Source organism: Brevibacterium sp. XM4083, assembly GCF_006489205.2.
In the GTDB taxonomy this organism is placed as follows: Bacteria; Actinomycetota; Actinomycetes; order Actinomycetales; family Brevibacteriaceae; genus Brevibacterium.
Genome location: NZ_VFYR02000004.1, coordinates 451,297 through 465,339 on the forward strand (window position 1 = coordinate 451,297; position 14,043 = coordinate 465,339).

The 14,043-nt window shown below is 70.0% G+C and carries 12 protein-coding genes; 3 read left to right on the forward strand and 9 right to left on the reverse strand.

The genetic code is table 11. From position 1 onward, the window contains the following. Nucleotides 1-20: 20 nt before the first annotated feature. A complete protein-coding gene (locus tag FJ887_RS14515; protein WP_137826656.1) occupies nt 21-1,400 on the reverse strand; it encodes an NAD-dependent malic enzyme in 1,380 nt (459 codons plus the stop codon). A gap of 156 nt (nt 1,401-1,556) precedes the next feature. Between FJ887_RS14515 and FJ887_RS14520 the strand changes: the two genes are divergently transcribed. Beyond that, the gene (locus FJ887_RS14520; RefSeq protein ID WP_137826657.1) at nt 1,557-2,342 is read left to right on the forward strand and encodes an IclR family transcriptional regulator; all 786 of its coding nucleotides are present in this window, start codon (nt 1,557-1,559) and stop codon (nt 2,340-2,342) included. 3 nt (nt 2,343-2,345) lie between these two features. Here FJ887_RS14520 and aceE read toward each other — a convergent pair whose 3' ends face one another. The 4 genes from aceE to uraD form a co-directional block, all read right to left on the reverse strand. Further along, nucleotides 2,346-5,111: a pyruvate dehydrogenase (acetyl-transferring), homodimeric type gene (gene aceE / locus FJ887_RS14525; RefSeq protein ID WP_140955723.1), complete on the reverse strand. Its 2,766-nt coding sequence runs from the start codon at nt 5,109-5,111 to the stop codon at nt 2,346-2,348. A 112-nt stretch (nt 5,112-5,223) separates the two neighbouring features. Then, nucleotides 5,224-6,108: a factor-independent urate hydroxylase gene (gene pucL / locus FJ887_RS14530; RefSeq protein ID WP_137826659.1), complete on the reverse strand. Its 885-nt coding sequence runs from the start codon at nt 6,106-6,108 to the stop codon at nt 5,224-5,226. Nucleotides 6,109-6,254: 146 nt separating this feature from the next. Then, nucleotides 6,255-6,578: a hydroxyisourate hydrolase gene (uraH, locus tag FJ887_RS14535; RefSeq protein WP_137826660.1), complete on the reverse strand. Its 324-nt coding sequence runs from the start codon at nt 6,576-6,578 to the stop codon at nt 6,255-6,257. Next, entirely contained in the window at nt 6,575-7,069 is a 495-nt protein-coding gene (gene uraD, locus FJ887_RS14540) for a 2-oxo-4-hydroxy-4-carboxy-5-ureidoimidazoline decarboxylase (protein WP_249356887.1), read from the reverse strand. The genes uraH and uraD overlap by 4 nt, the downstream gene beginning before the upstream one ends. A 200-nt stretch (nt 7,070-7,269) precedes the next feature. Between uraD and FJ887_RS14545 the strand changes: the two genes are divergently transcribed. Next, entirely contained in the window at nt 7,270-8,409 is a 1,140-nt protein-coding gene (locus FJ887_RS14545) for a glycerate kinase (protein WP_137826662.1), read from the forward strand. A gap of 2 nt (nt 8,410-8,411) precedes the next feature. Beyond that, the gene (locus FJ887_RS14550; RefSeq protein WP_137826663.1) at nt 8,412-8,879 is read left to right on the forward strand and encodes a peroxiredoxin; all 468 of its coding nucleotides are present in this window, start codon (nt 8,412-8,414) and stop codon (nt 8,877-8,879) included. 84 nt (nt 8,880-8,963) lie between these two features. On the opposite strand, the gene allB is transcribed toward FJ887_RS14550, so the two are convergent. The 4 genes from allB to FJ887_RS14570 form a co-directional block, all read right to left on the reverse strand. Next, a complete protein-coding gene (gene allB, locus FJ887_RS14555) occupies nt 8,964-10,349 on the reverse strand; it encodes an allantoinase AllB (RefSeq protein WP_137826664.1) in 1,386 nt (461 codons plus the stop codon). A gap of 98 nt (nt 10,350-10,447) precedes the next feature. After that, a complete protein-coding gene (gene gcl / locus FJ887_RS14560; protein WP_137826665.1) occupies nt 10,448-12,244 on the reverse strand; it encodes a glyoxylate carboligase in 1,797 nt (598 codons plus the stop codon). Continuing rightward, the gene (locus FJ887_RS14565; protein ID WP_249356888.1) at nt 12,244-13,233 is read right to left on the reverse strand and encodes a 2-hydroxy-3-oxopropionate reductase; all 990 of its coding nucleotides are present in this window, start codon (nt 13,231-13,233) and stop codon (nt 12,244-12,246) included. The genes gcl and FJ887_RS14565 overlap by 1 nt, the downstream gene beginning before the upstream one ends. Beyond that, nucleotides 13,218-14,018, reverse strand: coding sequence for a hydroxypyruvate isomerase family protein (locus FJ887_RS14570; protein WP_137826667.1), 801 nt, complete (start codon nt 14,016-14,018; stop codon nt 13,218-13,220). The genes FJ887_RS14565 and FJ887_RS14570 overlap by 16 nt, the downstream gene beginning before the upstream one ends. Nucleotides 14,019-14,043: the final 25 nt, after the last annotated feature.

Sequence of the window (14,043 nt, forward strand, 5' to 3'; positions counted from 1 at the left end):
TGATCTCAGCACCCTCCGACTCACTTCGACACCGAGGCGACCGCCTCGGCGACCCTGTTCGCGACCTCCGGGTCGAAGACGGAGGGGATGACGTAGCCGGGGTGGAGGTCCTCGGGCGCGATGCACGAGGCGATCGCGTCGGCGGCGGCGACCATGATGTTCTCGTCGACATCGGTGGCCTCGGCGTCGAGGAGGCCGCGGAAGATGCCGGGGAACGCGAGGACGTTGTTGATCTGGTTCGGGTAGTCGCTGCGCCCGGTGGCGACGACCGCGGCGTGCTTGAGCGCCTCGGCGGGGTCGACCTCCGGGTCGGGGTTGGCCATCGCGAAGACGAGCGCGCCCTCGTTCATCGCCGCGATGTCGGCGCCGTCGAGGATGTTCGGGGCGGAGACGCCGATGAAGACGTCCGCGCCGACGACCGCCTCCTTGAGTGTTCCGGTGAACCCCTCGGGGTTCGTGTTCTCCTGCAGCCACCGCTTGTGCTCGGTGTCGACCGTCGAGTTCGGGCCGATCGCCCCGTCGCGTCCGCATGCGATGATCGTCCGGGCGCCGGCGACCTGGAGGAGACGGATGATGGCGTGGCCGGCGGCACCGACGCCGGAGACGACGATGCGGACGTCGCCGATGTCCTTGCCGACGACGGTGAGCGCGTTCTTCAGCGCCGCGAGCGTGACGATGCCCGTGCCGTGCTGGTCGTCGTGGAAGACGGGGATGTCGAGTTCCTCGCGCAGGCGCCGCTCGATCTCGAAGCAGCGGGGCGCGGAGATGTCCTCGAGGTTGATCCCGCCGTAGGCCGGGGCGATCGCCTTGCAGATCGCGATGATCTCCTCGGTGTCCTTCGTATCGAGCGCGACCGGCCACGCGTCGACTCCGGCGAACTGCTTGAAGAGCACGGCCTTGCCCTCCATGACCGGCATCGCGGCCTCGGGGCCGATGTCGCCGAGCCCGAGCACCGCCGTGCCGTCGGTGACGACGGCGACGGTGTTGCGCTTGATCGTCAGGCGCCGGGCGTCGTCCTTGTTCTCAGCGATCGCCTTGCACACGCGGGCGACCCCCGGGGTGTAGGCGCGGGAGAGGTCGTCGCGGTTGCGCAGCGGGACCTTCGGGGTCGATTCGAGCTTCCCGCCGAGGTGGAGGAGGAAGGTGCGGTCGGAGACCTTCCTGACGTCGACGCCGGGCAGGGATCCGAGTTCGCTCGCGACCTCCTCGGCGTGGGGGACGTCGCGGGTGTCGGCGCTGACGTCGATGACGACGGTGTCGGGGGTGGATTCGACGACGTCGAGCGCGGTGATGCCCGCTCCCGTCTTCGCCGCGGCCGCGACGAGATCGGACGTCGACGACTGGCCGACGGCGGTGGCCACACGCAGGGTGATGGAGTATCCGGGGCTGGGAACAGCCATGACTGTCATCCTCTCTGATGGAATCATTTCCGTATTATGGATGTTAGCTTCTGTATTGCGGAATATCTAGCGGGCGACGGCGCCGAACGGAAACTTTCTTCCATTCGACGCTAGACTGTGCGGAAGTGTCGCCCACTTCGAGGAAGAGGACAACGGATGACCACGAACGACGCCGAGACCCCTGCGGTCCGCCAGACCAAGGGCGGAGTCCAATCCGTCGAACGCGCATTCGGCCTCCTCGAGTGCATCGCGAACTCCGCCGGGTCGGCGACGCTCAGCCACATCGCCGCCGACGTCAACCTGCCGCTGCCGACGATCCACCGTCTCCTCGGCACGCTCGTCAGCCTCGGCATCGTCCGGCAGCTGCCCAACCGCGGGTACGCGCTCGGCCCCGGCCTCGTCCGCCTCGGCAACCTCGCCGGCGCGCAGCTCGGCGCGATCGCCCGCCCCCACCTGCGCACCCTCGTCGCCGAACTCGGGGAGTCGGCGAACGTCGCGACCCTCGACGGCGACATGGTCGTCTACGTCGATCAGGTCGCCTCGGACCGGCAGATGCGTATGTTCACCGAGGTGGGCCGGCGCACGCACATGCACGACACGGGAGTCGGCAAGGCGATCCTCGCGCAGCTCGACCCCGCGCAGGTCCGCAGCATCGTCGCGACCGCCGGGATGCCGACGCCGACCGAGCACAGCATCGGCACCCTGGGGGAGCTCGAGGCCGAGCTCGAGCGGATCCGGCAGCGCGGGTACTCGATCGACGAGCAGGAGCAGGAGCTCGGCGTCCGCTGCTTCGCGATGTCGGTGCCCGGTGCCCCCTCTCCGCTCGCGATCTCCGTGTCCGGCCCGATCAGCCGCGTCGACGACGACTTCGCCGCCCGCGCGATCCCGCTCCTGCGCTCGGTCGCCGAGCAGATCAGCGCGGACATGCAGCCCGGGGCCTGAGCCTCAGGAGTCCCCGCCGGCGGTGCCCGAGGTGCCCGCCGTGACCTCGCCGAGGCGGTACGTCGCCGCGGCCTCGACCGGTGCCCTCTCGTCGACCTCACCGCGGTCGGCGAGGAGCTGCAGGGTGCGCACGACCATCGAGTGCGCATCGATCCTGAAGTGCCTGCGCGCCGCGGCCCGGGTGTCGGAGAAGCCGAAGCCGTCGGCACCGAGCGTCGCGAAGTCCTGGGTGAGGAACGGCCGGAGGAGATCGGGCTGGGTCGAATCGAAGTCGCTCGTCGCGATGATCGGCCCCGGCTCTGCCCCGAGGCGCCGGCGCACATACGGCACGCGCGGCTCCGCCTCGACGTCGAGGAGACGCTGCGCCTCGCAGTCGAGCGCCTCTCGGCGCAGCTGCGCCCACGACGTCACCGACCACACGGCCGCGTCGACGCCCCAGTCGGCGGCGAGCAGCTCGCGGGCCTCGAGCGCCCACGGCACGGCCACGCCCGAGGCGAGCAGCTGAGCCTGCGGCCGCTGGGTACCGGCGTCGGACGGCGCACCGGCCCCCGCCTCGGCGATGCGGTGGAGGCCTGCGAGGATCCCATCGACGTCGACGTCCTCGGGCTCGGCCGGCTGGAGCATCGGCTCGTTGTAGACGGTGAGGTAGTACATGACGTTGCGCTCATCGTCGCCGAGGTCGTGCTCGCCGTACATCCGGTGGAGGCCGTCGCGGACGATGTGGGCGATCTCGTAGCCGTACGCGGGATCGTAGATCCGCAGCGCCGGATTCGTCGCCGCGAGCACCGGCGAGTGCCCGTCGGCGTGCTGGAGCCCCTCCCCGGTCAGGGTCGTCCGCCCTGCGGTCGCGCCGATGATGAACCCGCGGGTCATCTGGTCCGCCGCCGCCCAGAACGCGTCGCCGGTGCGCTGGAAGCCGAACATCGAGTAGAAGACGTAGATCGGGATCATCGGCTGCCCGTGCGTCGAATACGCGGTGCCCGCCGCGGTGAACCCGGCCGCCGCCCCCGCCTCGTTGATGCCGACGTGGAGGAGCTGCCCGGTCGGGGCCTCCTTGTAGGAGAGGAAGAGCTCCCGGTCGACGGCGAGGTAGTTCTGGCCGTTGGGGTTGTAGATCTTCGCCGTCGGGAAGAACGCGTCGATGCCGAAGGTGCGGGCCTCATCGGGGATGATCGGCACGATCCGCTCGCCGACGCCCTTCTCGCGCATGAGGTCCTTGAGCAGGCGGACGAAGGCCATCGTCGTCGCCGCCTGCTGGTGGCCCGAGCCCTTCGCTGCCTGCGCGAACGCCTTGTCGCTGACCGCGGGCAGGGAGATCTGCGAGCGGGAGCGCCGCCGTTCGGGGACGAAGCCGCCGAGGCTCCGCCGCTTCTCGAGAAGGTACTCGATCGCCTCGTCGCCCGCGCCCGGATGATAGTAGGGCACGGCGTAGGGATCGTCGTCGATGACTTTGTCGCTGATCGGGATGTCCATCCGGTCGCGGAAGACCTTGATGTCGGCGGCGGTGAACTTCTTCATCTGGTGCGTGGCGTTGCGCGACTCGAAGCTCGTGCCCAGCCCGTAGCCCTTGACCGTCTGGACGAGGATGACCGTCGGCCTGCCGGTCACCGCGACCGCCCGATCGTAGGCGTCGTAGACCTTCTGGTAGTCGTGGCCGCCGCGCTTGAGGTTCCAGATGTCGTCGTCGCTCAGGTGCTCGACGAGGCTCTTCGTCACCGGTGAGCGGCCGAAGAAGTTGTCGCGGATGAACCCGCCGGACTCGGCCTTGAACGTCTGGTAGTCCCCGTCGAGGGTCTCGTTCATGATGCGCACGAGCTCTCCCGTGCGGTCGGCGGCGAGCAGCTCGTCCCATTCCCGGCCCCAGAGGACCTTGATGACGTCCCAGCCGGCCCCGGTGAAGGTCGCCTCGAGCTCCTGGACGATCTTGCCGTTGCCGCGCACCGGCCCGTCGAGGCGCTGGAGGTTGCAGTTGACGACGAAGGTGAGGTTGTCGAGGCCCTCGTTCGCCGCGAGCTGGAGGGCCCCGCGCGATTCGGGCTCGTCCATCTCCCCGTCGCCGAGGAACGCCCACACCCGCTGGTCGCTCGTGTCGGCGATGCCCCGGTGGTGGAGGTAGCGGTTCATCTGCGCCTGGTAGATCGCGTTGATCGGGCCGAGGCCCATCGACACGGTCGGGAACTGCCAGAACTCGGGCATGAGCCGCGGATGCGGATACGAGCTCAGGCCGTGCGGGGCCCGCGAGGCCTCCTGGCGGAAGCCGTCGAGCTGGGCCTCGGTGAGCCTGCCCTCGAGGAACGCCCGGGAGTACATCCCCGGGGAGGCGTGGCCCTGGAAGAAGACCTGGTCGCCGCCGCCGGGATGGTCCTGGCCGCGGAAGAAGTTGTTGAGCCCGATCTCGTAGAGGGTCGCGGCCCCGGCGTATGTCGAGATGTGGCCGCCGACGGAGACGTCGGGGCGCTGCGCGCGGTGGACGAGCATCGCGGCGTTCCAGCGCAGCCACTTCCGGTAGCGGCGCTCGAGCCGCTCGTCACCGGGGTAGGTCGGCTCCTGGTCGGCGGGAATCGTGTTGACGTAGTCGGTCGTCGTGACCTTGGGTGCGGCTACGGAGTTCGTCGCCGCGCGGCGGCGCAGCGCGTCCATGATCTCTCCCGCCCGCGCGGTGCCGCGGGCGGCGACGAGTCCCTCCCAGGACTCGAGCCATTCGTCGACCTCCTCGTCGGCGGGACTCGTGGACAGGGCGGCATCAGGGCGTGATGACAGTGCGGTCATAGGGGTTTGCCTCTCAGTGGCCCACCGCGGTCAGGGGCGGGTCCGAAGGGTGCGGCACCGAGGCGGGACGGCGCAGGAACGGCCGTCCCGCCTCGGTGGTGATTGGAACGGGTCAGCAGAACCCGGCGATGTTCGTCCAGGCGCTCGTCGACTCCTCCACCCCGTCACGGGTGAAGGTCGCCTCGATGAGGCCGTAGGGACGGTCGGCGACGATGAAGACCTCGTTGGGGTTCTCGAGGCCGAAGCGCTCGATGTCGTAGAGGAAGTGGTGCTTGTTCGGGCACGAGAAGCGGATCTCGTCGATCTCCGGGACCTCGCTGATGACCTTCTCGCCCATCATGTAGAGGGTCTGCTGGAGGGCCTTCGAGTAGTGGTCGGTGAACGCCTCGAGGATGATGCCCTTGACCTTCTCATACGTCTGGTCGAAGTCGAGGTCCGTGGTGTTGTAGATCCACCGGGTGGCGATGTCGGTCGCGAGGATCCGGTCCTCGGTCTCCGGCAGGGACGTGTATTTGTCCTTCGGGTAGCCGACGAAGCCCGACTCCGTCGTCTTGAGCACCGTGAGGTCGCGGAAGCCGGAGATCAGCGTGTCCGTCTCACCGTCGCGGGTGAGCACGACCGTGCGGATCTCCGGGGCCGCCCGGTAGAACGAGTGGTCGTGGTCGTTGATGCGGTCCCAGCCGAACTCCTCGGCCTCCCAGCGTCCGCCGCTCACCCAGTCGAAGCTGCCGGTGAAGTGGTCGGCGAGCCCGAGGAGGAACTGCTCGGGCGAGGACACGCCGAGCTCCTTGGCCTTCGCGAAGATCGTGTTCTTCTGGGTGTCGGTGGCGACGACGTGTGCGTTGTCGCCCTCGGTGTGCGCGGTCTCGAAGTCGCCCCACAGCTGGGAGGTGACATTGAGGTCGCGGATCTCATGGCGGTCCGAATCGCGGTAGACCCGCATGAGACGGTTCTCCGCCTTGCCGTACTGGTTCGTCGTCAGTTTCACAGTGCTCATTGCGTACTCCTCGTAGTGCCGCCGCGCACGCGCGGCAGCCCGGATATCTCACGAGGCCGGCGGTTGTCTCCCGGTCGGCTTCGGCGGTTTGTTGAGGATGGAGATCCTGCAGGGGGCCTGCTTCCCCTGATGACGATGTGCGGGCCTCAGCTGCCCCGATACGTGCTGTAGGCGAAGGGGCTGAGCAGAAGCGGGATGTGGTAGTGGGTCTCACCCGGGGCGACGGTGAAGTCGATCGTCACCTGCGGGTGGAAGTGGTCCTGGCCACGGGCGGTGAAGTACTCGCCGGTGCCGAAGACGATCCGGTACGTGCCGGGCTCGAGCGTCTCGGGGCCGAGCTGGGAGACCCGCCCGCCGGTATCCGTGCGCGCCTGCGCGAGCGTCTCCTCACCGCTGAGCAGCGTCACGGCGAGGTCGGCGGCGGGGGTGCCGGCGGTCGAGTCGAGGGCATGGGCGGAGATGAAGCTCACGAGAGGATTCCTTCCAGGCGGATGACGGCGATCTCGATGAGCTGAGCGCCCACCTCGGCGATCTCCTCGTCATCGGAATTGGCCATCCGGCGGTCGAGTTCGGAGAGGATCTCCGCAGGCGTGCGGCCTGCGGCGCGGATGAGGAAGACCCGGTCGAAGCGCTCCTCGTACGCGGCGTTGCCGGCGCGCAGACGCTCTTCGACGTCGGTCTCGAGCGCACCCAGGCCCGCCTGCTCACGGGAGGAATGGGCCGCCTCGGCGGAATCGCCTTCCGCTTTCTCCCCGATCCTGGGATGATGGGTCAGCGCGGCTTCGATCTCCTGCGGCTGCAGGGGTGAGGCGGCGGTGCGGGCGAATTCGGCGGCCGTCGCGACCGACTCGAAGGGGCGACCGGCGACGACGGTGTCGATCCAGCGGTCGACGTCGAGGCACGGGCGCAGCACGTCGCGGGCCTCGCCCGCCGGCAGCCGATCGAATTCGATCAGGTCCACATCGACCTCGTTTCGCATCTCGGAAGTTCTCTTCCATTCGTTTCCACGAGTGTGGCCTGCGTCTCGCCGGGATGTCAAATCCGTTTTCCGCCTCCAGTGGTCGATTTCGGAAAATTTCTTCCGTATCATGGATATTGACGGCGCCGACTTCGGTGCCGGCGACAGTGGTGTCGAGAGAATCGGTGAGGTTGAATGTGGCTATGACTCCGACGATCGTCTGCGCCCCCGATTCCTTCAAGGGCTCCGCCGGCGCACCCGCGGCCGCGGCGGCGCTCGCGCGCGGGGCCCGGCAGGCCTTCCCGGCCGCGACGATCACCGAGCTGCCCTTCGCCGACGGCGGCGAGGGCACCCTCGAGGCCCTCCTCGCGGTGTGGGGCACGCCGGCGCGCACCGTCGACGTCGTCGACGCCCTCGGCCGTCCGGCGACCGCCCGCTACGGACTCTCCGCCGATGGCAGGACAGCGGTCATCGAAGCCGCCCAGGCCAACGGCCTCCCCCAGGTCTCCGACGTCCCCCTCGACCCCGAACGCGCCGGGACGTACGGCGTCGGCCTCATCGCCGCCCAGGTCCTTAACGACGGCGTCGACGAGATCCTCCTGTGCATCGGCGGTTCGGCGAGCACCGACGGCGGGGCCGGGATCGTCGCGGCCCTCGGCGCCGCCCTCACCGACTCCGCCGGGGAGCCGATCGCCCCCGGCGGCGGCGGACTCTCCGCCCTCGCCGCCGTCGACGCCTCCGGTCTCGACCCGCGCGCCCGCACCGTGACCTGGCGCATCGCCGTCGACGTCGACAATCCGCTCACCGGCCCGCGCGGGGCAGCGGCCGTCTTCGGCCCGCAGAAGGGCGCCGATGCCGTGACCGTGACGCGCCTCGATGACAACCTCGCCCATTTCGCCGAGGTGCTCGGCAGCGAGCATGCCGCGACCCCCGGGTTCGGGGCCGCCGGCGGGATCCCGCTGGCGCTCACCGCCCTCCTCGGCGCCGAGGTCGTCCCGGGCTCGCGCATGGTCGCCGAGGCCGTCGGGCTCACCGCGGCCCTCGCCGGCGCCGACCTCGTCCTCACCGGCGAGGGGTCGTTCGACTCCCAGTCGCTCGGGGGCAAGGTCGTCGCGGCCGTGCGGGACCACAGCCCCGCCTCGGCGCGCATCATCGTCGTCGCCGGACGCGTCGGACTCACCCCCGCCGAGTGCCGGGAGGCCGGCATCACCGCCGCGCTCTCGATCGCGCCCGGGCCGGCGGACCTCCCCGAACTCTCGGCCCGCGCCGAGGAGCTCATCGAAGCGACCGCCGCGCACGCGTGTGCACTCGTGGCGGCCGGACACCAACAGAAAGGGCACTGATCATGGCGAACACACTCACGGTCGGACAGCAGGCACCGGACTTCTCCCTGCAGGACGCGAACGGACAGACCCACTCGAAGGCGGACCTGGCAGGCAAGCGCTTCATCCTCTACTTCTACCCGAAGGCGGCGACGCCCGGCTGCACGACCGAGGCGTGCGACTTCCGCGACAACCTCGCGTCGCTGACCGCGGCGGGCTTCGAGGTGCTCGGGGTCTCCCCCGACGGCCCCGAGGCGCTCCAGGCCTTCGCCGCGGACGAATCGCTGACCTTCCCGCTGCTCTCCGACCCGGATGCGGCCGTCGCGAAGGCCTACGGCAGCTACGGGGAGAAGACGATCGGCGATCGGACCGTCGAGGGCACGCTGCGCTCGACCTTCGTCGTCGACGAGTCGGGTGCCCTCAGCCTCGCCGAGTACAACGTCTCCGCCGACGGCCACGTCCGGCGCCTCCGCGAGACCCTCGACGTCTGACCCGACACGTCTGACGCAGGACAGCCCTCCGGGCGCTCAGCGATGTCGCTGGGTGCCCGGAGGGCTGTTGGGGCCGCTCCGCGGTCAGCGGGCGGTGAGGAGCCGGCCGTGGGGGACCGTGAAGTCAACGGGAGCGCCGCCGAGCAGCGTGTCAGTGACCCGGCCGCGGACGACGCGCTGATCGTATGCGGTGATCTGGTTGCGGTGGTAGAGCTCGGTCGCCGACACCGTCCACTCCTCGTCGGGGGCGAAGACGGCGAAGTCGGCGTCGCCGCCCACGGCGATCGCGCCCTTGCCGGCGACGCGGGCGACGGCGGCGGGGGCCGCGGACATCCAGCGGACCACCTCGGCGAGATCGATGCCGCGCCGTGCCGCCTCCGTCCACACGAGCGAGAGACCGAGCTGCAGAGACGAGATCCCACCCCACGCGGCACCGAAGTCACCGGAGTCGAGGAGTTTGAGCTCGGCCGTCGACGGCGAGTGGTCGGAGACGATGCAGTCGATGGTCCCGTCGATGAGTCCCTGCCACAGCGCCTCGCGGTTGGACTCCTCCCGGATCGGCGGGCAGCACTTGTGGGTCGTCGCCCCGTCGGGGATCTCCTCGGCGGTGAGGACGAGGTAGTGCGGGCACGTCTCGACGGTGAGCCTGACCCCCTCGGCCTTCGCCGCGGCGATCTGCGGCAGGGCATCGGCCGAGGACAGGTGGAGGATGTGGGCCCGCCCGCCGGTCTCCCGCGCCGCCTCGATGACGTGGGCGATCGCGACGTTCTCGGCCTCGCGCGGCCGCGAGGCGAGGAAGTCGGCGAACTTCTGCCCGTGCGCCGTCGGCGCGGTGGCCATGACGCCGTGGTCCTCGGCATGGACGATGAGGAGACCGTCGAAACTCGCGATCTCGGTCAGATCCTCCGTCATCTCCGCAGGCGTCAGCGGCGGGAACTCCTCGACTCCGGAGTCCTCGAGGAAGCACTTGAACCCGTAGACCCCGGCGTCGTGGAGGGGGCGCAGATCCTCGCGGTTGCCGGGGATCGCCCCACCCCAGAAGCCGACGTCGACGAAGGCCTTGGGCCCGGCGACGGCCCGCTTCGTCTCCAGCGCCGCGACGTCGACGGTCGGCGGCAGGGAGTTGAGTGGCATGTCGACGATCGTCGTCACCCCGCCGGCGGCCGCGGCCCGGGTCGCCGAGGCGAATCCCTCCCACTCGCTGCGGCCGGGGTCGTTGACGTGGACGTGGGTGTCGACGAGCCCAGGCAGGAGCACGCGGGTGTCGTCGACCTCGACGATCCGCGTGTCCGCCGAGGCGGTCGCTTCAAGGTCATTGCCGTCGGCGGCGACGGCGACGATGACGCCGTCCCTGACCGCCACCTCGGCGGGTCCGACGCCGCCGGGCAGGATCGCCCGGCGGGCGCGGATGATGAGATCGACCGCTTCGGTGCCGGTCCCGGCATCGGTCGCAGTGGTGGGTGTGCTCATGGATTCCTCCTCAGTGTCCCGACGACTCAGTGTCCCGCCGACCGTCGGCTGCCCCGCTCACGGGGCCATGGTATACCGAAGCACCGGTGCGGTGCTCCTCACTTCGCGCCGACGAGACCGCCCAGCGGGGTGAGCGCCGTCGGGGCGTCGGCCGGGGTCTGCGCGAGGACGTCGAACTCGTTGATCGCGTCGAGCGCGAGACCCATCGAGATGTTCGTGACGCGCTCGAGGATGATCTCGACGACGACGGGCACCTGGTGCTCCTCCATGAGCTCCTTGGCCACCCGCAGCCCCTCGCCGATGAGCTCGGGATCCTCGACTCGCAGCGCCTTGCAGCCGAGCCCCTGTGCGACGGCGACATGGTCGACGCCGTAGCCTGCGGACTCTCCCGAGGCGTTGATGTTGTCGAAGGCGAGCGAGACCTGATAGTCCATTTCGAACCCGCGCTGCGACTGCCGGATGAGACCGAGGTAGGAGTTGTTGACGACGACGTGGACGTAGGGGATCCGGTGCTGCGCCCCGACGGCGAGCTCCTCGATCATGAACTGGAAGTCGTAGTCGCCGGAGAGCGCGACGACCGTCTCCCCCGGTTTGCCCTTCGCGACACCGAGCGCCGCCGGGCCCGTCCAGCCGAGCGGACCCGCCTGGCCGGCGTTGATCCAGTGCCGGGGCCGGTAGACGTGGAGCATCTGCGCGCCGGCGATCTGGCTGAGCCCGATCGTCGAGACGTACGTGACGTCCTCGCCGAAGGCCGCGTTCATCTCCTGGTAGACACGCTGCGGCTTGATCGGCTTCTCCGTGTAGTTCGTCTTCCGGTGCTCCGTCGCCTTCCGCGCCGTGCACGCGTTCGCCCACTCCGTGAAGTCCGGCAGCGCTGCGGAGGCCTTCCGTGCCCGCGCGGCCGTGAGCAGGGCGTCGAGGGCGGCACCGGCATCGGAGACGACGCCGTAGTCCGGGGCGAAGACGCGCCCGATCTGCGTCGGCTCGATGTCGATGTGGACGAACGTCCGGCCCTTGCGGTAGACGGCCAGGTCGCCGGTGTGGCGGTTGGCCCACCGGTTGCCGATCCCGATGACGAGGTCGGAGTCGAGGAACGAGGCGTTGCCGTAGCGCACATGCGTCTGGATGCCGACCATGCCGGCGGCCAGCGGGTGGCTGTCGGGGATCGTCCCCCACCCCATGAGCGTCGGCGAGACGGGGATCGAGGTGAGTTCGGCGAATTCGACGAGACGATCCGCGGCGTCGGCATTGATGATCCCGCCGCCGGCGATGATGAGCGGGTGCTCGGCCGCGGCGATGAGATCGAGGATCTTCTCCGCCTGCGCCGAGGTGGCTGCCGGCTTGTCGACCCCGAGCGGTTCGTAGGTGTCGATGTCGAAGTCGATCTCCGTCTGCTGGACGTCGATCGGCAGGTCGATGAGGACGGGTCCGGGGCGGGCCGAGCGCATGAGCTGGAACGCCTTCTGGAACGCGCCGGGCACCTGACCGGCTTCGAGGACGGTCTTCGCCATCTTCGTCACGGGTGCGGCGATCGCGGCGATGTCGACGGCCTGGAAGTCCTCCTTGTCGAGCACGGCCACCGGCGCCTGCCCGGTGATGCAGAGGATCGGCTGGGAGTCAGCGGCGGCGGCGTAGAGTCCGGTGATCATGTCCGTGCCGGCCGGGCCCGAGGTGCCCAGGCACACGCCGATGTTGCCGGCCGCAGCCCGGGTGTAGCCGTCGGCCATGTGCGAGGCGCCCTCGACGTGGCGGGCGAGCGTGTGGCGGATGCCGCCATGGGCCCGCATCGCCGAGTAGAGCGGGTTGATCGCGGCACCGGGCAGGCCGAAGGTCTCGGTCGCGCCCTCCTTCTCGAGGATGAGGACGATCGCGTCGACTGCGCGCATTCTCGTCATCACGCCGCCCCTTCCTCTGCCGTGGTCTCCCGCGCCGAGGCGGTGTCGCCGGCGGCAGTGTCGCCCGAACCGGAGAGCTGTTCGACGACGGTGAGGAGACCCGAGTGGTCGAGGCCGCCGTTGCCCTGGGCGACGGTGGCGGCGACGAGCTGGGCGACGGCGGCGCCGAGCGGGATCGTCACGCCGGCCTCGCGGGCGGCGGCGGTGACGATGCCCATGTCCTTGTGGTGGAGCGCGAGGCGGAAGCCGGGGGCGAACTCGCGGTCGAGCATCTTCTGCCCCTTCTGCTCGAGCACCTTCGATCCGGCGAGACCGCCGCCGAGGACCTGGAGCGCTGAGGCGGTCTCGACGCCGTAGGCCTCGAGGAAGACGACCGCCTCGGCGAGGAGCCCGATGTTGCCGGCGACGATGAGCTGGTTGGCGGCCTTGACGGTCTGCCCGGAGCCGGAGGGTCCGACGCGGACGATCGTCCTGCCGACGGCGTCGAAGACGTCCGCGGCGGCGTCGAAGTCGGCCTCCTCCCCGCCGACCATGATCGAGAGCACGCCGTCGATCGCGCCGGGCTCGCCGCCGGAGACGGGAGCGTCGAGCGGTTTGAGGCCGGCCTCCCTCGCCTGGGCGGCGAGCGCCTTGGCGACATCGGGGCGGATCGTCGAGAAGTCGATCCACGTCGCACCGGCGTCGGCTGCGGCGAGGATGCCGTCGTCGCCGGTGAGCACGGCCTCGACATCGGGTGAGTCGGGGACCATGGTGATGATGAACTGGGCGCCGGCGACCGCCTCGGCGATCGAGTCCGCGGCCTCACCGCCGGCGGCGGCGAGCTCCTGCGCCTTCGCCGGGGTCCGGTTGTAGCCGCGGACGGTGAAACCGGCCTTGACAAGGTTCTTCGCCATCGGCAGTCCCATGATGCCGAGTCCGATGAATCCGATTGTAGTGCTCATGATGGAAGTCCTTACTGGTCGTAGTCGGTTGGTCAGCGGGCGAGCCACGCGAAGGCGGTGTCGCGGTCCTGCTTGTACTCGAGCGCGATGCCGCCGGAGTAGCCGAGCTCGAGCGAGCGGGCGATCCAGGCCTCGAGCGGAAGCTGCCCGGTGCCCGGTGCCCCGCGGCCCTCGGCGTCGGCGATCTGGATGTGTCCGAAGCTCGCGGCCCCGGTCTCGATGGCCGCGGCGACGTCGTCGCCGTTGACGGCGAGGTGGTAGAAGTCGGCGAGGACGGCGATGTTCTCCGTGCCTGCGGCCCGCACCTGCTCGACGACGGCGGCGGCCTCCGCCGCGGTCTTGAGCGGGTAGGCCTCTGCCCCGGAGATCGGCTCGACGAGGACGGTGCCCTCGACCGCGGCGGCGACGACGGCGAGGTTCTCCAGCGCCACGGCGTCCTGCTCCTCCGGGGTCGAGTCGTCGAGTCGGAGGCCGTAGAGGGCGTTGAACGCCCGGCAGCCGGTGCGGCGGCCGATCTCGGCGACGATGGCCGCGTTCGCGGCGACGTCGGCCTGCGCGCCGGGGATCGAGATCATCCCGCGGTCCCCGCCGGCCATGTCGCCGGCCCAGAAGTTCAGCCCCTTGAGCTCGACCCCGGCGTCCTCGAGCGAGGCGACGAAGGCGTCGACCTCGTCCTGGCTCGGGGTCGGATTGCCGTCGAAGGGCCACCAGAACTCGACCTTGTCGAAGCCTGCGTCCTTCGCCGCCTGGGCGCGCTCGAGCACCGGGAGTTCGGTGAGCAGGGTGGAGCAGTTGAGGATGTAGCTGTCTGCCTGAGTGAAGTCGAACGACATCGGGGTCTCCTTCGCGACTCTGCGA